The 17,946-nt window shown below is 63.0% G+C and carries 14 protein-coding genes; 6 read left to right on the top strand and 8 right to left on the bottom strand.

Going from position 1 to position 17,946, the window contains the following annotated elements; genetic code table 11:
• Positions 1–9: 9 nt before the first annotated feature.
• From LDZ21_RS25285 to LDZ21_RS25275, 3 genes are all read right to left on the bottom strand, one after another.
• Positions 10–462 carry a DUF2231 domain-containing protein gene (locus tag LDZ21_RS25285; RefSeq protein ID WP_244796857.1) on the bottom strand — a complete coding sequence of 151 codons (453 nt, stop codon included), beginning with the start codon at positions 460–462 and terminating at the stop codon, positions 10–12.
• Positions 463–701: 239 nt separating this feature from the next.
• Complete coding sequence (locus tag LDZ21_RS25280; RefSeq protein ID WP_244796856.1) at positions 702–1,994, bottom strand: MFS transporter; 1,293 nt, start codon at positions 1,992–1,994, stop codon at positions 702–704.
• Between the two features lie 29 nt (positions 1,995–2,023).
• Positions 2,024–2,860 carry an NAD-dependent epimerase/dehydratase family protein gene (locus LDZ21_RS25275; RefSeq protein WP_244796855.1) on the bottom strand — a complete coding sequence of 279 codons (837 nt, stop codon included), beginning with the start codon at positions 2,858–2,860 and terminating at the stop codon, positions 2,024–2,026.
• Positions 2,861–3,208: 348 nt separating this feature from the next.
• Between LDZ21_RS25275 and LDZ21_RS25270 the strand changes: the two genes are divergently transcribed.
• From LDZ21_RS25270 to LDZ21_RS25255, 4 genes are all read left to right on the top strand, one after another.
• Entirely contained in the window at positions 3,209–4,132 is a 924-nt protein-coding gene (locus LDZ21_RS25270; RefSeq protein ID WP_244796854.1) for a LysR substrate-binding domain-containing protein, read from the top strand.
• Between the two features lie 168 nt (positions 4,133–4,300).
• On the top strand, positions 4,301–5,629 hold the full coding sequence (locus LDZ21_RS25265; protein WP_244796852.1) for an MFS transporter: 1,329 nt from the start codon (positions 4,301–4,303) through the stop codon (positions 5,627–5,629).
• 98 nt (positions 5,630–5,727) lie between these two features.
• A complete protein-coding gene (locus tag LDZ21_RS25260; RefSeq protein ID WP_404980593.1) occupies positions 5,728–6,936 on the top strand; it encodes a CaiB/BaiF CoA transferase family protein in 1,209 nt (402 codons plus the stop codon).
• Positions 6,933–7,904: a hydroxymethylglutaryl-CoA lyase gene (locus LDZ21_RS25255; RefSeq protein ID WP_244796851.1), complete on the top strand. Its 972-nt coding sequence runs from the start codon at positions 6,933–6,935 to the stop codon at positions 7,902–7,904. The genes LDZ21_RS25260 and LDZ21_RS25255 overlap by 4 nt, the downstream gene beginning before the upstream one ends.
• 11 nt (positions 7,905–7,915) lie before the next feature.
• Here LDZ21_RS25255 and LDZ21_RS25250 read toward each other — a convergent pair whose 3' ends face one another.
• Together LDZ21_RS25250 and LDZ21_RS25245 are read right to left on the bottom strand one after the other, a co-directional pair.
• A complete protein-coding gene (locus tag LDZ21_RS25250; RefSeq protein ID WP_244796849.1) occupies positions 7,916–8,779 on the bottom strand; it encodes a class I SAM-dependent methyltransferase in 864 nt (287 codons plus the stop codon).
• 81 nt (positions 8,780–8,860) lie between these two features.
• Positions 8,861–10,051 (bottom strand): glycosyl hydrolase, encoded by a 1,191-nt coding sequence (locus LDZ21_RS25245; protein ID WP_244796848.1) that lies wholly within the window; start codon positions 10,049–10,051, stop codon positions 8,861–8,863.
• Positions 10,052–10,646: 595 nt separating this feature from the next.
• Here LDZ21_RS25245 and LDZ21_RS25240 point away from each other — a divergent pair.
• Together LDZ21_RS25240 and LDZ21_RS25235 are read left to right on the top strand one after the other, a co-directional pair.
• A complete protein-coding gene (locus tag LDZ21_RS25240) occupies positions 10,647–12,914 on the top strand; it encodes a two-partner secretion domain-containing protein (RefSeq protein WP_244796847.1) in 2,268 nt (755 codons plus the stop codon).
• A 701-nt stretch (positions 12,915–13,615) separates the two neighbouring features.
• Complete coding sequence (locus tag LDZ21_RS25235) at positions 13,616–14,965, top strand: beta-glucosidase (protein WP_244796846.1); 1,350 nt, start codon at positions 13,616–13,618, stop codon at positions 14,963–14,965.
• A 52-nt stretch (positions 14,966–15,017) separates the two neighbouring features.
• Here the strand turns inward: LDZ21_RS25235 and LDZ21_RS25230 are convergent, their stop codons facing one another.
• From LDZ21_RS25230 to LDZ21_RS25220, 3 genes are read right to left on the bottom strand one after another with little or no spacing between them, the layout of a single operon-like run.
• Positions 15,018–16,100, bottom strand: a complete 1,083-nt coding sequence (locus LDZ21_RS25230; protein ID WP_244796845.1) for an alcohol dehydrogenase catalytic domain-containing protein — start codon at positions 16,098–16,100, stop codon at positions 15,018–15,020.
• 26 nt (positions 16,101–16,126) lie between these two features.
• Positions 16,127–17,161, bottom strand: a complete 1,035-nt coding sequence (locus LDZ21_RS25225; RefSeq protein WP_035965754.1) for an NAD(P)-dependent alcohol dehydrogenase — start codon at positions 17,159–17,161, stop codon at positions 16,127–16,129.
• Between the two features lie 34 nt (positions 17,162–17,195).
• Positions 17,196–17,942: an SDR family oxidoreductase gene (locus LDZ21_RS25220; protein ID WP_244796844.1), complete on the bottom strand. Its 747-nt coding sequence runs from the start codon at positions 17,940–17,942 to the stop codon at positions 17,196–17,198.
• Positions 17,943–17,946 lie beyond the last annotated feature (4 nt).

Raw genomic sequence — 17,946 nt, 5'->3', positions numbered from 1 at the left:
AACGTAGGCTTATTCACGGGCGGCCTCCGGCAAGTTGAAGCGGTTGAACCGGTCGAGTGCGAGCGCAATCTGCGCGACGCTCAGCAGCGCCACCGTCACGATGGAAAGAATCGTCGCGAGCGGGACCATCGCATAGGCGTCGCGCGAATGGACGAACGCATTGACGATCGCCGCGGTGATGCCGCCGAAGTTCAGCCAGAAGTCGGTGCGTTCGAGGCTCGTGACCGTGCCGCGCGGGGCGAACCAGACATGGCCGAGGTTGATGAAACGCGGAACGATCGCGAAGAGCACGCCCACGGTGACGAGCCAGGCGGCGGCCTTGGCCCAGAAGATCACAGCGGTGTTCGCGTAGATGATGTCGAAGATGAGCGTGCCGACGAAGAGGCCATACGGGACTGGATTGAGCCAGTCGAAGAGCGCCGTGGCCAGTCGCGAACGGTATCGCGGACGGAGCGAAGTCATGGACGAATCCCTTTGTGGTTGAAGGAAACGGCCATGCGGAAGCTGCAGGAGTCGTGCCTGACGAGCGTCGTCGGTCTTATGGGATGCATTGCTTACAGCGGGCTTTTCGCTGTCCGACACGAGGCCGACAAAAAGGTCGGTGATGCCTGAGGTGCGGGACGGGCCATCGCGCGCTTGGACGCAAAAACGCCCTCGTTCCTGCACGAAACGACGGCGTCGATGCAAGGAGCCATGCAAGCCTACTTCGCCGCTGCTCCCGCTGCGGCCCAGTTCGGCGCGGTCGTCGTGTCATCGCGCCTCGCCAGCAGACACACGACGCCTGCCGCGATGATGTCGAACACGGCGAGCACGACGAACAGCGGGCTATAGCCGATCCGCGTCACGAGCACGCCGAAGAGCGCCGTGAACGCCGCCGCACCGAGATAACCGGCCATGCCGCCCATGCCCGTCGCCGTCGCGACTTCGTTCTTGCCGAACATATCCGACGTGATCGCATAGAGCGCACCCGACAAGGTCTGGTGAGCGAAGCCGCCGACGCACAGCAGCGCAACCGCCGCATAAGGACTCGCGACGAGCCCGACGCACGCCGGTCCGACCATGCACAACGCGCCGACCACGAACACCATCTTGCGCGACGTGAAGAGCGATACCTTCGCGTACTTATGGAAGATCGGGCTCAGATAACCGCCGAGCACGCAGCCGATATCGGCGGCGAGAAACGGCATCCACGCATAAAGCGCGACTTCCTTCAGGTTCATGTGCCGCTCGGTCATCATGTAGAGCGGAATCCATGCATTGAAGGTCTGCCACGCCGGCTCCGACAGAATGCGCGGGATGCCGATCGCCCAGAAGTCGCGGCTGCGCAGCATGGCGAAACGGCTTCGCTTCGCACCGGCCGCATCGCCATGAATGGCTTCCTGGCCGCTCAGGATGTAGTCGCGCTCGGCATCGCCCAGCATCTTCTGCTTGCGCGGATGCTGATAAAGCACCATCCACAGCACGGACCATACGATGCCCGCCACACCCACCAGCACGAACGCCAGTTGCCACTCGCCGTGCATCAGCGCCCACACGACCAGCGGCGGCGCAAGCAGCGCACCGATGGACGAGCCGATGTTGAACCAGCCGATCGCGACCGATCGCTCCTTCGCGGGAAACCACTCGCTCGTCGCCTTGACGCCGGCCGGGATGCCCGCCGCCTCGGCCACGCCCAGCAGCCCGCGGAAGAACGCGAGGCTGCGCCAGCCCGTCGACAAGGCCGCCGCCGCACACGCAAGCGACCATGCAAGCGCGAAGACCACGAAGCCGACCTTGGTCCCGATAGTGTCTAGGATGAAGCCCGCCACCGGCTGCATGAACGCATAGCAAAGCTGCCATGCGACCACGACGTGAGCGTACTGCTCCGTCGTGACGTTCAGATCCTTCATGAGGCTCGGCGCCGCGACCGACAGCGTGTTGCGCGCCAGATAGTTGATGATGAGGCCGGCAGCGACGAGGCTGACCATCCACCAGCGAATGCCCTTGATTTTCATGTGAAGTCTCCTCCCGAGTCCGGATGCGCTCAGGCTTGCGCAACCGTCGAAGCGGGCTGACCGCTTGCGGCTGCATCGTTACGCGAATAGTCGATGCCGACGAAGCTGCCGCCCTGAAAGCGCTGACCGAGCGCATCGAGCGGATTCGGACGGGCGAGGATCTCGTCGGCGTAGTCCTCGGCGTTTTGTAGAGGTTGATAGCCGAGACGTGCAGCGCCGCTGTTGTCCCACCAGCTGCGCGTATTCGCGGACACGCCCCAGATGGTGAGGAAACCCACGTCGTCCGCTTCGATGCAGCGGTCGAGAAAGTGCAGCAGATCCCGATGACCGAACCACGTGCTCAGATGCCGCGGCTCGGTCGGCCGCTCGAGGCAACTGCCGATGCGCACGCAGACGCTCTCGATGCCGTGCTTGTCCCAGTACATGCGCGCGAGCGCTTCGCCCCACACCTTGCTCAGGCCGTAGAAGCCGTCCGGACGCAGTTCGCAATCGAGACCGAGACGCTCGGTGACGGGATACATGCCGATCGCGTGATTCGAGCTTGCGAAGACGATGCGCTTCACGCCATGCCGGCGCGCGCCTTCGTACACTTCGACGAGCCCGCGCAAATTGTTCTCGATGATCTCCGGCAGCGGCCGTTCGACGCTCGTGCCGGCGAAGTGGATCAATACATCGACGCCGTTCAGCAGCCGATCCACCACGGCGGGATCGCGAAGATCGCCGTGCATGACGTCCTCGCCTTCGACGAGCGGCGTAAGCGCTTTCGAGCCGGCGGCCGAGCGCAGCAGAACGCCGCGCGCAACGAGCGCAGCACGGACAACAGCGCCGAGCTGCCCTCCGGCGCCGCTGAGAGCAATCTTTTTCATGGAAAACCTTTTCCGGGAAGATGACGATGACTGCGGACGATACGGCTGCGCGTTTGCAGTCAATGCCCTAGCTAACTCATACGATGACGTACTATCGCCGACCGCGGATGCGAATTCACTAGGCAATTACCCGTAGAAGGATATCGTTTAACTAGCCTTGTATCCACAAGAAGCTCAATTGACGGTATGAGATGTCATATGACCTACGGCGACTTTTCGGAAGGCTTTCGCGACAGCGGCAGGGCGGGCAGTTCTGGCGGGTGCGTTTCATCCGGCGCTTTCGCGGAGATACGAAGAACCCCGCGTGCTAGCGCACAATGGCGCGAATCGTCCCCCGAGTTCCTCGTGATGAACCTGCACCGCCTCGATCTCGTCTCCCTGTCGCTCTTCAATCTGGTCGTGCGCGCCGGCAGCATCAGCAAGGGTGCGGCGCTGGCCAACCTCGCTGTCGGCGCGGCAAGCAAGCGCATCTCCGATCTGGAAGGCGCCGTAGGTTCCAGCTTGCTGGAGCGCCATTCGCGGGGCGTGACGCTCAGCGTCGCCGGACAGGCGCTGTATGACCACGCGCAACGCATTCTTCACGATGTCGACCGACTCGCCGCCGACCTGTCCGACTACGCATCCGGGATGGTGGGCATCGTTCGCCTGTGGGCCAATACATCGGCGATTACGCAGTTTCTGCCGTCCGAGATCGCCGCGTTCACCGAAGCGAATCCGGGCATACGCATCGAGCTGGAAGAGCAGAACAGCAGGGAAATCGTGCTGGCGTTGCTCGATGGCCGCGCCGATCTCGGCATCTTCGCGGACCGCACGCCGGCGCTGGGCATCCATTTGACGGACTATCGCGTGGACCGTCTGGTGCTCGTCATGCCGCGGACACATCCGCTGGCCGCGCGACGCTCGATCTGCTTCGAAGAAGCGCTCGAATACGATTTCGTGAGTCTTTCGAAGGGGACGTCGCTGGCCGAGCGCATGCAGGTGGAGGCCGAAGCGCTCGGGCGTCATCTGAAGCTGCGCATCCGGGTCCGCAGTTTCGACGCAATGTGCCAGATGGTTGCCGCCGGCATGGGCGTCGCCGTGCTGCCATCGCTTGCCGTGCATGCGCTCGTGCGATCGCTGAATCTGCGGCAAGTCGCATTGGAAGACGCATGGGCCGAACGCCGGCTGCTGATCGGCATGCGCGATCCGGCCGCCGTCCCGCGCCATGCCCGCCTTCTCGTCGATCATCTCTGCAACGCCGGCACCGTCCCCTCAGCGTCATCGCGCGGATAACCGGCAGACGTTCCTGCTTTCGCGATACGCGAAAGCTGGTTTCACCGCTTTGCGCTTTTCCATCGACGAGCGCGCCATCACCATGTCTCCATGCGCCACGAGAAGCGCACGATTCTTGATTGGCCGCCGGACCTCCATCGCGCGGTCCGGTGCAAACCGGAGACAAACGTGAACAAAGCCCTGTCCGCCAGCATCGACCTGGCGCCTCCCGACGAAGCCCGCACCATTCGCAAGGTCGCCTGGCGAATCATGCCGCTCATCATGGTGTGCTATCTCTTTGCGTTCTTCGACCGCATCAACATCAGCTTCGCCAAATTCGCGTTGCAGAGCGATCTCTCGCTGACCGACACCGCGTATGGCCTCGGCGCGGGCCTGTTCGTCGTCGGGTACGTGCTGTTCGAAGTCCCCAGCAACATGATGCTTTACAAGGTCGGCGCGCGCCGCTGGATCTGCCGCATCATGATTTCGTGGGGCATCGCCACCGCATTGATGGCGTTCGTGCAGACCGAGTGGCAGTTCTATACCTTGCGCTTTCTCATCGGCGCGATGGAAGCCGGCTTCGCGCCCGGCGTCCTGTTCTATCTGACGCTGTGGTTCCCGGTGGCGTATCGCGGCCGCATCACATCGACGCTCTTCCTCGCCTCGGCTTTCGCGGGCATTCTCGGCGCGCCCGTTGCGGGGCTCGTGCTGTCGCAGATGGAAGGCGTGCTCGGCATGCGCGGCTGGCACTGGCTCTTTCTGGTGGGCGGCCTGCCCTGCATTGCGCTCGGCTATCTCGTGTTCAAGGTGCTGAAAGACCGTATCGAGGATGCGCAGTGGCTCACATCGGACGAGCAAGCGCTGCTTTCACAGCGTATCGCCGACCAGAACCGGCACATCGGCGGGCACTCGCTGCTCGGCGCGCTGAAAACGCCCGGCTTCCTCAAGCTCGGCCTCGTCTATTTCATGATTCAAGTCTGCTCCTACGGCCTCAACTTTTGGGCGCCGCACCTGATTCGCACATCGGGCATCACGCATCCGACGACGATTGGCCTTCTCACCGCGGTACCGTATATCTGCGGCGCAATCACGATGGTCGTGGTTGGCCGGCTGTCCGATGCGAGCGGACATCGCAGCCGCTTCGTCGCCGGTCTCATGCTGCTCGCCGCCGTGGGCTTCCTGTGCGCCGGCATCTTCGACAAGCACACGTCCTTTCTGATCGGCGCGCTGGCGGTCATGGGCGCGGGCATCATCGCTTCCATTCCGGCTTTCTGGGCGCTGCCGCCGAAGCTGATGACCGGCGCGGGCGCCGCCGGCGGCATCGCGCTCATCAATACGCTCGGTCAGCTGGGCGGCATCGTCAGTCCCGTGATGGTCGGCCGCATCAAGGACGTCACCGGCAGCACGACGCCGGCGCTTTATGCGATCGGCGCGCTTGCCATCGCCTGCGCGGCGATTCTGCTCTTCGCGTTGCCCGCAAGACTTCGTGCGAGAGAAGAGCATGCGTCCGCAAACTGACGCGCATCCGCCTCGCTTCAATACGGACTTTCAAGTAGATCCGGTTACGAATTACTCGACGCGCTGCCCGATACGAACGCGTCAATAGAAGGAGCACGATGATGAACAACGGCATATCCGCCGCCGCGTTGCAAGGACTACGCGTCGTCGAGATGGGGCAACTGATTGCAGGGCCGTTCGCCGGAAAGACGCTGGGTGAATTCGGTGCGGACGTGATCAAGATCGAAGCGCCCGGCAGCGGCGATCCCTTGCGCAACTGGCGTCTGATCAAGGATGGCACATCGGTCTGGTGGCAGGTTCAATCACGCAACAAGCGCTCGATCGCACTCGATCTGCGTAGCGCCGAGGGTCAGGACATCGCCCGCAAGCTGATCGCCGAAGCCGATGTGCTCATCGAAAACTTCCGCCCCGGCACGCTGGAACGCTGGGGCATGGGATGGGAGGCGCTGTCGCGCGTCAATCCCGGCCTCATCATGCTGCGCATTTCCGGTTACGGCCAGACCGGGCCGTATCGCGATCTGCCGGGCTTCGGCGCGATCGGTGAAGCAATGGGGGGGCTGCGCCATGTGACCGGCGAACCGGGGCGCGTGCCGGTGCGCTGCGGAATCTCTATCGGCGATACGCTCGCGGCCTTGCACGGCACCATCGGCATTCTCACTGCGCTTTATCATCGCAAGGTGAATGGCGGCGTCGGGCAAGTCATCGATGTCGCGTTGAATGAAGCCGTCTTCAACGTGATGGAAAGCCTCGTTCCCGAGTACAGCGCGTTCGGCGCGGTGCGTGAAGCCGCCGGGAGCGCGCTGCCGGGCATCGCGCCGTCGAATGCGTATCGATGCACGGATGGCTTCGTGCTGATCGCGGGAAACGGCGATAGCATCTTCAAGCGCCTGATGGAGACGATCGGACGCAACGATCTCGGCAATGCCCCTGACCTCGCCGGCAACGCGGGACGCGTCGCGCGAGCCGAGGAACTCGATGGGGCAATCGAAGCATGGACGCTCACGCAATCCGTGCAGCGGGTGCTTGATGTTCTCGGCGCTGCGGGCGTGCCGGCGGGCAAGGTATATTCCGCGAAGGATATTGTCGAGGACCCGCATTACCGGGCGCGCGACATGATCCTCTCGCAGACCACGCGCGACGGTTACGAGGTCGAAGTGCCCGGCGTCGTGCCGAAGCTGATGGGCACGCCGGGCACGGTGCGCAGTTCGGCGCCCGGTCTCGGCGATGACACCGACGCGGTGTTGCAGGAACTCGGTTATTCGACGCAGGATATCGCCGCATTGCGCGGCAGAAAGGTGGTCGCATGACGCTCTGGAACGGCGCCGGACGGCGCATTTACATGCAGGAAGTCGGCACGCGGGACGGTTTGCAGGCAGAAACGGTATTCGTTCCGACGGAGGACAAGATCGCGCTGGTCGATGCGTTGTCGCGCTCCGGCCTGGCGAAAATCGAAGTGACGGCCTTCGTCTCGCCGAAAGCGATTCCCGCCCTCAGCGACGCCGATGCGGTGCTGCGCGGCATCGAGCGGCGGTCGGGCGTCGTGTACAGCGCGCTCGTGCCGAACGTGCGCGGGGCCGAACGTGCAATCGAAGCCGGCGCGGACGAGCTGAACCTCGTCATGTCCGCGAGCGAAACGCACAACCTCGCCAATCTGCGAATGACGCGCAGCCAGTCGTTCAATGCGCTCTCGGATGTCGCGGCGATCGCGCGTCAGGCAGGCGTATCGGTGAATATTTCGCTGTCCTGCACATTCGGCTGCCCGATGGAAGGCGACGTCGCCGCGAACACGGTCATGGACTGGTGCAGCGCATTCGCCGGCGATCTGGGCGCGCGCGGCGTCACGCTATGCGACACCACCGGCATGGCTTATCCGACGCAAGTCGTAGCACTCACGAAAGCATTCCGCGAGCGATGGCCCGGCATGGAACTGACGCTGCATTTCCATAACACGCGGGGCCTGGGGATGGCGAACGTGCTCGCCGCCATCGACGCAGGAGCGGATCGTTTCGATGCGTCGCTCGGCGGCATCGGCGGCTGTCCGTACGCACCGGGCGCGAGCGGCAACGTGTGCACCGAGGAAATCGTCCACGGCCTCGAACTCATGGGCTACGACACGGGCGTCGACCTTGGCGGACTCGTCGATGCTTCGCGGCGCTTGCCGGCGCTCATTGGCCACGACATCCCGAGTCAGATCGTCAAGGCGGGCCGCCGTCTCAACCTGCATCGGCCACCGGCTGATTTCGAAGCCATCCGGGAACGCGCGCATAGCCGATAGTGGACGTGACGCTACGGCTTGACGAACCTGAGCGTCATGCGATCCGATTCCCCGATAGCCGCAAAGCGCGACCGGTCCGATTCGCCGCCCCTGTACGTGGGCGGCAGCGACCACACGCCATGCGGATAGTCTTTCGTATCCTTCGGATTCGCGTTGATTTCACTGCGCGCGCTGAGCACAAAGCCGGCTGCCTGAGCGTGCTCGATGACAAACGCCTCGGTCACGTAACCGGTCTCGATCATTTGCTGTTCGCTGGTCCCCGGCTGCGCGCGATGCTCTTCGACGCCGAGTTCGCCGCCATGCTTCAGCGCGCCGTAGAACGCACGCAGGTTCGCATCGACTTGTCCGTCCTTGATCCAGTTATGGATATTGCGGAACGTAAATACGCGGTCGAATCGCTCGTTGGCGTCGAAGTCGATGAACCGGCCCGCATGCAATGTCCCGACGACCACCTTTCCATACACCGAGGGATCGCTCGCGAGCTTGCGCCGATACGCGGCATCGGTGGCGCTGTCTTCAGCGGCGAGATCGGCGGACGTGCTCAGATATTGCGCTTCGTAGAGACGGCCTGAGTCGCGCAGATAAGGCGCAAGAATATCCGTGTACCAGCCTCCGCCCGGCGCGATTTCGAGCACCGATTGCGTCGGAGCGAGACCGAAGAACGCCAGCGTTTCCTTTGGATGGCGATAGACATCACGCGCACGCGCCTTGTCGCTGCGTTGCGATCCGCCGATGGCGGCATCGAGCGATGCGGCGCTCGCGCCTTGCGACTGCGCATCACGCGAGGACGAGGAAGCACAGCCTGTCAGTGCGATTGCAGCAAAGGTAACGGCAATCGCGACTGCGCGCGCCCGGTCGAGGCAAGTAGCGTTCATGGCGTCGAAGGAAGTTCGGGATACGCGACACGATACGCGTTTATCGCGTGACGCGCTCTTTCCTTCGAGCCGCGTCGCGGCTTACACCGGGTTCGCTGCGACGAAGTCCTTGAACACGGCGTACGCCGGATTCTTCGTGACGCCGTCGAGCTGCATGAGACCGTAGTTCTTGTCCATCACCGCATACATCATGATGGACTGGATGTTGTATTTGTCCTTGATCGATCGATACTGCTTAAGCGCCTTGCCTGTGTACGCCGCGGCGGACTGCGGCGTGTCGTTCGCGCCCGACCAGCCCCATTCCGTCAGCCAGATCGGCACGTTGAACGAATCCTTCAGCACTTGCAGCACGTCGACGCACGCGTTGTTGCGCCCGCCGCACTGGATGTCTCCCGAACTCTTGTACCAGTGATAGCTCGTGAAGTCCCAGCGCAGCGACGCCGCGCCGCTCACGCCCTGCGTGGTGCCGTCGGGCGAAATGCCGTTCCACAGCATTTGCAGCGCGCGATAGGCCATTGGAATGCCGACGTTCACGCCGCACTGGATAGACGGATCGATTGCGCGCACGCCGTCGATCATGCCGCGCAGCGCACCGCGAAACGACGGCCAGCAGGCCGGGTCCCAGTCCGCCGTCGAACTGCCGTCGCCGGCGATCTTCAGGTCCACATCGAGTTCGTTGCCGCACTCGATGTACTTGACGAGCCCCTTCAACGGGCGCGTGCAGCGCACCGCGAGGTCATAGCCGAGCGCGTACGCATCCGCTTCGCTGCTGTGCGGGTCCCAATGCGCGGACAGCGGATTGAACACCGGCAGGATCGACACGCCACTGTTCGCAAACGGGCCCGTCAGCGCGTTGGCGAGCGTGGTCGCCATGCCGCCGTCGGCAATGTCGCAGCGATAGTTGGTGACGCCCAGATCCTGCAGGATGGCGAGTTGCGCAGCCGCCGGCATCGTCTGGTAGATGCCGTTGCCCCACGCCATGTGCCCGTTGATGCCGTAAAAGAGACCGTCGGATGCGCCTGACGCTTGCGAGCTCGTATCGCTCGAGCCCGTGTTCGAGGGCTGAGTCGCGTCGCCGGCGCTGTTGCTATCCGTCGTGTTCGATGCCGACGCTCCGCTCGCTGCCGACGCGCTCGAAGTCGAAGGCGATGTCGAAGTCGATGTCGTCGAATTGGCGGCGGCGCTCGACTTGCCGGCAGCTTGCGAATCGCTGCTGCCGCCTCCGCCGCCGCAGCCGGCCAGCACCGCGCTGCCCGCCGACGCGAGCATCATGGCGAGAAAGGTTCGGCGCTTCGGTGCATCCAGCGAAGCGGCGGGATGGGATAGTCGGTGTCGTGAGGCTTGGTTGGGGACTGGCATGGCCGCGAAAGGTGGCGTTGATGCTCACGTTTACGGCCATGCGGGCACAGGCTTGAATCGTCTCTTGTATGTGCGCTTCGAAACGCTCAATGCGAAGCCGGCATTTTTACCGGTATGCCCTGACCCCTTCGCCTGTTCATGGCGATGTTTCTGCGAAACCCGGTCGATCCCGACTTGCACATTCACGAGCCGTTCGATCTCGCCCGAACCGCGATATCAGCGCCTCGTGCCATAACAATTCGAAGCGCGCCACCCATTCGACACATGCGCGACACATGCGCGACACACGCGCAACAGACCGCCCTTGATCATCGTTAGTGCTGCTACACTGCCCTGCCACTAGAGCGCCAATAAGCGACAACAAACGGGGAATGTCACAGCCCAAGGGGGGCTTATGCGTCATTCATTCAATCGTCACCTGAGCGCTTTCGAAACCGGCAGCCGTGCCGGTTATACAAGCACGCGGGCGGCGCGCTTCACAATCCGCCCTCTTTCGATACTCATTGCCATGGCTTGCGGGTCGGTCGGATCGGCGGCCGTCGCCGCGGCTCCTCTGCCGCAAGGCGGCCAGTTCGTCGCCGGCGCGGGAAGCATCGCGCAGAGCGGCGGGAACATGACGATCACGCAATCGGGCGCACGCGGGATCATCGACTGGAAAAGCTTTTCGATTGCCTCGGGCCGCACGGTGTCGATCAACAACGGCACCGGCGCGACGCTCAATCGCGTGACCGGTAACGACGTCTCTGCAATCTACGGAACGCTACAGGGAACCGGTACGGTCTACCTGATCAATCCGCATGGCGTGGTTATCGGACCGCGCGGCGTCGTGTCCACGGGCGGCCACTTCGTCGCCTCGACACTCGACATCAGCAACGACGACTTCGCCTCCGGCTATCAGGCCACCTTCACGGGCAACTCCAATGCGAGCGTCGTCAATCTCGGCAGCATCAGTTCGACGGGCGGCAACGTGTATCTCATCTCCGCGAACATGGTGATGAACGGGGGACGCATCGACGCGCCCGAGGGATCGGCCAATCTGGTCACGGGACGCTCGGTGTCGCTGATCGATACCGGCTACGACCAGCAGATCGGCGTGGCGGTGGGCAGTCACGGCATGGTCGCGAACGCGGGCGAAGTGCAGGCGGCGGTCATCAACCTGCAGGCGGCGGACGGCAACATCTTCGCGCTCGCCGGCCGCTCCGCCGCATTGCGCGCGACCGGCACCGCGACGCGCGACGGGCACGTCTGGCTCGTCGCCGATACCGGCTCGGTCGATGCACGCGGCGCGCAGATCAGCGCACGCAATGCGGACGGCACGCCATCCGGCGTCGATGTCATCGGCAGGAACGTTGGAGTCGGCGGCGCGGACATCAGCGCGAGCGCACTCAATATCACCACGGGCGAATTCACCGCCGACGCCGCGACGGCCAGCACCTTCACATCGAGTCTTAATCGCGGCACGTCCATCACCGTCAACGCCGACGGCACGGACGGCAGCGCGGGCGCAACCGGCAAGGGCGATATCGTCGTGCCAACCAATCTGCGCTGGAACGGCGCGTCGTCGCTGACGCTCAACGCCGCGCACTCGGTGACGATCGCGCCCGGCGTCACCATCGCCAATGCCGGTTCCGGCTCGCTCAAGCTGTATGCGGACGCGAACGCGTTCAACAACGGCGGCAGCGTGACGAACCTCGGCACGATCGACTGGTCGCGCAGCAACGGCGTCGTTTCCGTCCTGTTCGACATGAACGGCGTCAATACACCGGGGAACGTGCGCGTCAATCCATCGTGGAGCGCCGCGCCGTTCAGCGGGCTCGTCACGCAGTACACCGCTTATCGTCTCGTCAATTCGATCGCGGACCTGCGCGCGGTCAAGAACGATCTTTCCGGCACCTACGCGCTCGGTTCGAGCCTCGGACTCTTCGGCGCGACGGATCTCGGCGGCATCGGCACGGCGGCGACACCGTTCACCGGCCAGTTCGACGGCATGGGTCATCTGCCCGTGGGCCTCAGCCTCGGCGCCGGCGAGACCGGCCTGTTCGGCGTGGTCGGCGCGAGCGGCATCCTGCGCAACTTCGTGCTCGCGGGAACCACGGCCACGGCTTCGGGCGCACCGGTCGGCATGCTCGTCGGCACGAACCGCGGCTATCTCGTGAACGTGGGTGCATCGGGCGTCGTCAATGCGACCGGCGATGCGTCGACGGTGGCGGGCGGACTCGTCGGCGAGAACTTCGGACGCATCGAGCAATCGTGGTCCGGCGGGAACATCAGCGGCGGCAGCGCGGTCGGCGGGCTCGTGGGCCGCAACGACGGCTATATCGCCCGGTCCTACGCGCTCGGCTCCGCGACGGCCAGCGGACAAGGCGCGCTCGGCGGGCTCGTCGGCATCAATAACGGCAGGATCGTGCAGTCGTATGCGCAGGAATCGCTGACGGGCAACGGGGCCGTTGGCGGCCTGGTGGGCGGCAATGCAGGCGGCATCTACGAGTCCTATGGCATGTCGACGCTCACCGTCGGCGCGGGCGCGCGGGCGGGCGGCATCGTGGGCGGAAACCGCGGCTTGATCGCTCCGAACGTGTTCTGGAACAGGGAGTCAGCGGGTGTGGCGTCGGCCGTCGGTCGCGGCGCGGGAACGCCGGCTTCGAGCGGATTGACCGACGCGCAAATGAGCGATCCGGCGAGCTTCGGTCCGACCTGGGACTTCAGCGCGACGGGTGCGTGGGCCCTGCCGGTGGGATCGTTGTCGCCGTCGTTGCGGTGGCTCTACGGGTCCTGACAATCCGCTGACTGCATCTGCGTTTTCGATGCCCGGCCCGCCAGCGATGGCGGGCTTTTTTTCGCCCATAGCGGCTCGATACTAGCTTGATTCAATCCGGCCAAATCCGGATTCGATATTCGGCCGAACGTGAGTTTCACAAAGATTCTGCACCCGGTTCGCAAGATGGCGATGAAGCCGGATTACGTCTCGAAAAACATATGGATGAATGCGCCTAATCGATGTTTCAGAACGGCAATTTAACCATAATCGACCTAAGGTTAATCTTTCACCGTTCACACGTTCGATAAAACATTCATTTATGCGACGAATATTACGGCAAGATAACGCGTAACTTATTCCGCTATTCGTATGAACACATCGTTCAAAAACGCCGGTTCTTAGCGACCTTCGGCATCAGATGCAAGACGAAATACGGCTTGTGTCCTTATTTGTATGCGCAGAAGCGCAGGAATTGCCACGCAAACGTTCACTGTTACATACCGTTACGGGCTTTTTCATACGGTAAGAAATAACGAGCGGGTACCATTGCTTTCGTCCGGTCAGTAAAAAGCGACTGAGAAACGCGCCTGCTTTGTCTGTGGCGCACTGGTTGATCGCCTGTCTATTCCCTTCAGGTTCGAATTGCGAGTGCTTTAAAAGCACTCAGGGAAGACCTTTTTTCGGCGGTCGGAATTGGAACACGTTCATCCATTTTCAGAATGAGAAAAAACCATTTCATCGTTTATTCGTTCTTCGCAAGCTCGTTAATCCTTTCGGCATGTGGCGGCGGCGCGGACAGTCTGCCGTCGAGCGTCGCAAACAGCGCGAATGATCCCGCCGCGGTCGCCAAAGCCGGCACCCGGGCACCGTCGCCGAGCGGCACGACGATCCCGTCCGGTACGTCGATCGTCGATTCTTCGAACGCGGTCTGGACCGTCACCAACGGCGTCATCTATCGCGCGGGTCAGAAGGCCGGCTTCTCGCAGGCCGTCATTCAACTGCTGTGGTACGGCGGCAAGATCTACCAGCAGAACGTGAACAAGCTGTGGTGGGTGTGGCAGAACAACACGTGGGCGACGTCGAGCGACCCGCGCACCGCCACCGCCGCGTCGGCTTCGACTTCGACCGCGATCCCGTTCTTCGGCGTCAATGCTCACTACATCCAGGGCGGCGTCTACTCGTCGATTCCGCTCGCGACCCAGTCCGCGACGATGGTCGACCTCGGCCTGACCAGCGTGCGTCAGGACGTCTACAGCAACGCGCAGATCGATATCCTCGCCGACAAGGTCATGCCCAACGTCGGCTCGAAGGTCAACGTCATGCCGCTGGTCATTCCGCATCCGTGGATGGACCCGACGCTGAACGGCCGCACGCCGACCGAAGCGTCGGCCTACACGTATGCCTATAACATGGCGGCTTACGCGGCGACGCGCTTCAAGGGCGTGCCGGTCGTGGAGTTCGGCAACGAATACGATATCGACGAGCACAACCAGCGCATCGCGAACGACGGCGTGAACGTCTCCGACTACGACAACAACACGTGGCCGATCTGGCGCGGCACGATGCGCGGCTCCTATGACGGCTGGCGCTCCGTCGACAAGTCCGGGCAGACGAAGATCATCAATACGGCGTCGACGGGCTTCCTGAACCTCGGCTGGTACAAGGGCATGCTGACCGGCACGCAGCCGGACGGCTCGACGGGCCATCCGAAGGTGCCGACGGACATCATCCAGTTGCACTGGTACTCGGACGGTCTGGATCCGGTGAACACGTGGGGCAAGGACGGCACCAACTACAACGTGCTCAAGATCCTGCACGACGCGTACAACCTGCCGATCATGTTCACCGAAATCGGCATCAACGCGGACTTCTCGACGGCCAAGGCGCAGGCTTATATCTCGAAGACGATTCCGGAGCTTTACGCGGCGCGAAGCACGTACAACGTGATCGGCTTCAACTGGTACGAGCTGTATGACGATCCTAGCGGCGAGTTCGGCATCCTCACCAATGGCGGATCGAACAAGGCGGTCTATTCGACGGTCAAGGCGGCGGTAGCGGCATCGAAGTAAAAAAAAAGGCGGAACGCAGGCGCGTTCCGCCTTTTTTTAATGTGCGCCGCGCTTACTTCGGCCGCAGCAGCACCTTGATCGAGTCGAGCGAATTCGCCACTTCGATCGCATCGTCCCACTCTTCCAGCGTGAAGCCGTGCGTGACGATTCCCTTCGAAGTCACGAGACCGCGCGCGAGCAGATCGATCGCGATCGGATAGCAGTACGGTCCGAGATGCGCGCCGCGCACGTCGAGTTCCTTGCGATCGCCGATGATCGACCAGTCGACCGTCGTATCGCTGCCGAACACGGAGAATTCCACGAAGCGCCCGAGCTTGCGTATCAATTCGAGTCCTTGCGTCACGCCCGCCGGCGAACCCGTCGTTTCGATATATACGTCGCAGCCGTATTGATCGGTGATCGCGCGGATGGCTTCGAGCGCGTTGTCCGTCTTTGGATTGATCGTGATATCCGCGCCGTATTCGCGGGCGAGTTCGAGACGCTCGTCGACGAGATCGATCACGACGAGCTTCTTTGGCGTCTTCAGATGCGCGACCTGCACCATCATCAGGCCAAGCGGTCCCGCGCCTGCAATCACGACGACATCGCTCAACTGAATGTCACCGCGATTCACGGTATGGATGGCGCATGCCAGCGGTTCGATGATCGCGGCGTCTTCGAGCGAGATGCCATCGGGAATCTTGTGAACGATCGCGGTGGGCGGAAAGCGCATGTATTCCGCCATGCCGCCGTCCGCGACCTCGCGCTGAAAGCCGAAGATGTTGTGCACTTCGCACATCCAGTACTGCCCCGACCTGCAATAGCGGCACTTCGCACAAGGCACGATCTGCTCCGCGATCACGCGATCGCCCTTCTGCACGCCGAAATGTTCCGCCGCGCCGTCGCCGAGTTCCTCGACGTAACCGAAGAATTCGTGCCCCGGGATGACCGGCGCTTTGACCCACGGATTCGGCCCGCCCCAGAACATCTTCGCGCCCGACCAGCACTTGCAGTCGCTCGCGCAGATGCCGCATGCGGCGATGCGAATCACCAGCTCGTTCGGCCCGGCACGCGGGCGCTGCACGCGCTCGACGCGATAGTCCTTGGGCGCGCGGCAGACGATGGCCGTCATCTCCGCGTTGTCGGTGTTCTCCATGATCGCGTCTCCCGGTCGTTATCGCGTCATTCCATGACGATCTGCACTTTCACATCCGTCGGCACGCCGCTCGCCGCTTCCTCGAAGGCCTTGATGCCTTCGGCGAAGGGGAACGTGCGCGAGATGAAAGGCTTGACATCCAGCTTGCCGGATGCGATCAACTGGATCGCACGCGGAAAGATATTGGCGTAGCGGAACACGGATTCGATACGCGCTTCCTTGATCTGCACCGCGACGACATCGAGCGGAACCGGGCGTTGCGGCATGCCGACGAGCACGAGACATCCGCCGGGACACAGCAAGTCGACGATGCCCTCGAACGCCTTCTCGTTGCCGCTTGCTTCGAACACGATGTTCGCGCCCCAGCCGTCCGTCAGTTCCGCGATGACGTCCTGCACGCGCTGCTCGCGAATGTTCACTGCGGTGACGCCCTGCACCGCGCCGATCAGATCGAGCTTTTCCTGCACGAGATCGCAGACGATCGCGCGGCTGCATCCGCCCGCGAGCGCGGACAGCGCACACATCATGCCGATGGTGCCCGCGCCCAGCACGACAGCGACATCGCCCGGCTGGATGGCCGCTTTCTTCGCCGCCTGCAAGCCGATGGACAGCGGCTCGACGATTGCCCCTTCCGCGAAGCTCACGTTGTCGGGCAGCTTGTAGGTGAACGCGGCCGGATGCACGACGAACGGCGCGAGGCAGCCATGCACCGGCGGCGTCGCCCAGAAGCGCACTTTGGGATCGAGGTTATACATGCCTTCACGCGATGCACGCGATTGCATGTCCGGCACGCCCGGCTCCATGCACACGCGGTCGCCCGCTTTCAGATGCGTCACTTCCTCGCCCGTTTCGACAACGGTGCCCGATGCTTCGTGCCCGAGCACCATCGGCTCATTGACGACGAATGGCCCGATGCGTCCATGCTGGTAATAGTGGACATCGCTGCCGCAAATGCCGACCGTATGGATGCGTATCCGCACATCGTGCGGACCCACGACCTGCGGCAAGCTGAACGGACGCAAGCTGATGCGCCGTGCTTCTTCGAGAACCAGTGCTTCCATCGTCGTTCCTTCGCGTTTGAATGAAGAATCCTTGTCATCCCGCCTGAAAGCCGCCATCGACTGCGAGGCTCACGCCGCTTACCATGCTCGAATCGTCGCTCAGCAAGTAAGCAATGGTGCGTGCGACCTCTACCGGCTGCACGAAGCGATTCATCGGGATGCGCGCGAGCATCGGGCCGGATTTCGCGGGGTCGCTCCACGCTTTCTCGGCCATTGGCGTCATCGTGACCACGGGATTCACCGCGTTCACGCGTATGCCATGGGGACCAAGCTCGACGGCCATCACGCGCGTCATCGCATCGAGCGCGCCCTTCGATGCACAATACGATGCATGCAGCGGCAAGCCGACCGCCGCCGATATGCTCGACACGTTGACGATCGCCCCGCCCTTGCCACGCTCGATCATGCTTCGCGCGCAAGCCTGAGCGACGATCATCGCGGCGCGCACATTGACGTTCATCGTGAGATCGAAGGCATCGGCGGTGGTGTCGAGGAACGGCTGCAGCTCGACGAGGCCCGCGCAGTTGACGAGCAGGTCGACCGGCTGCGCGGCGCGGGCCGCTTCGCGTGCGGCGTCGGCATCGGCGAGATCGACTGCGATCGTCTCGCAGCCCGTTTCGTTCGCCAGCAACGCGAGATCGTCCGCGCTGCGGCTCAGTGCGATAACACGCGCGCCTCGTTCGATCAGCAGATGCACCGTCGCATGACCGATGCCCTTGCCCGCACCCGTTACAAGCACGGTCTTGCCTTCGAATTCACGATTCCGGTCGATAGTGGTCATGTCT

Origin of the sequence: Caballeronia grimmiae, from assembly GCF_022879615.1 — a bacterium.
GTDB lineage: Bacteria > Pseudomonadota > Gammaproteobacteria > Burkholderiales > Burkholderiaceae > Caballeronia > Caballeronia grimmiae.
This window is presented reverse-complemented; position numbering and strand designations above follow the sequence as displayed.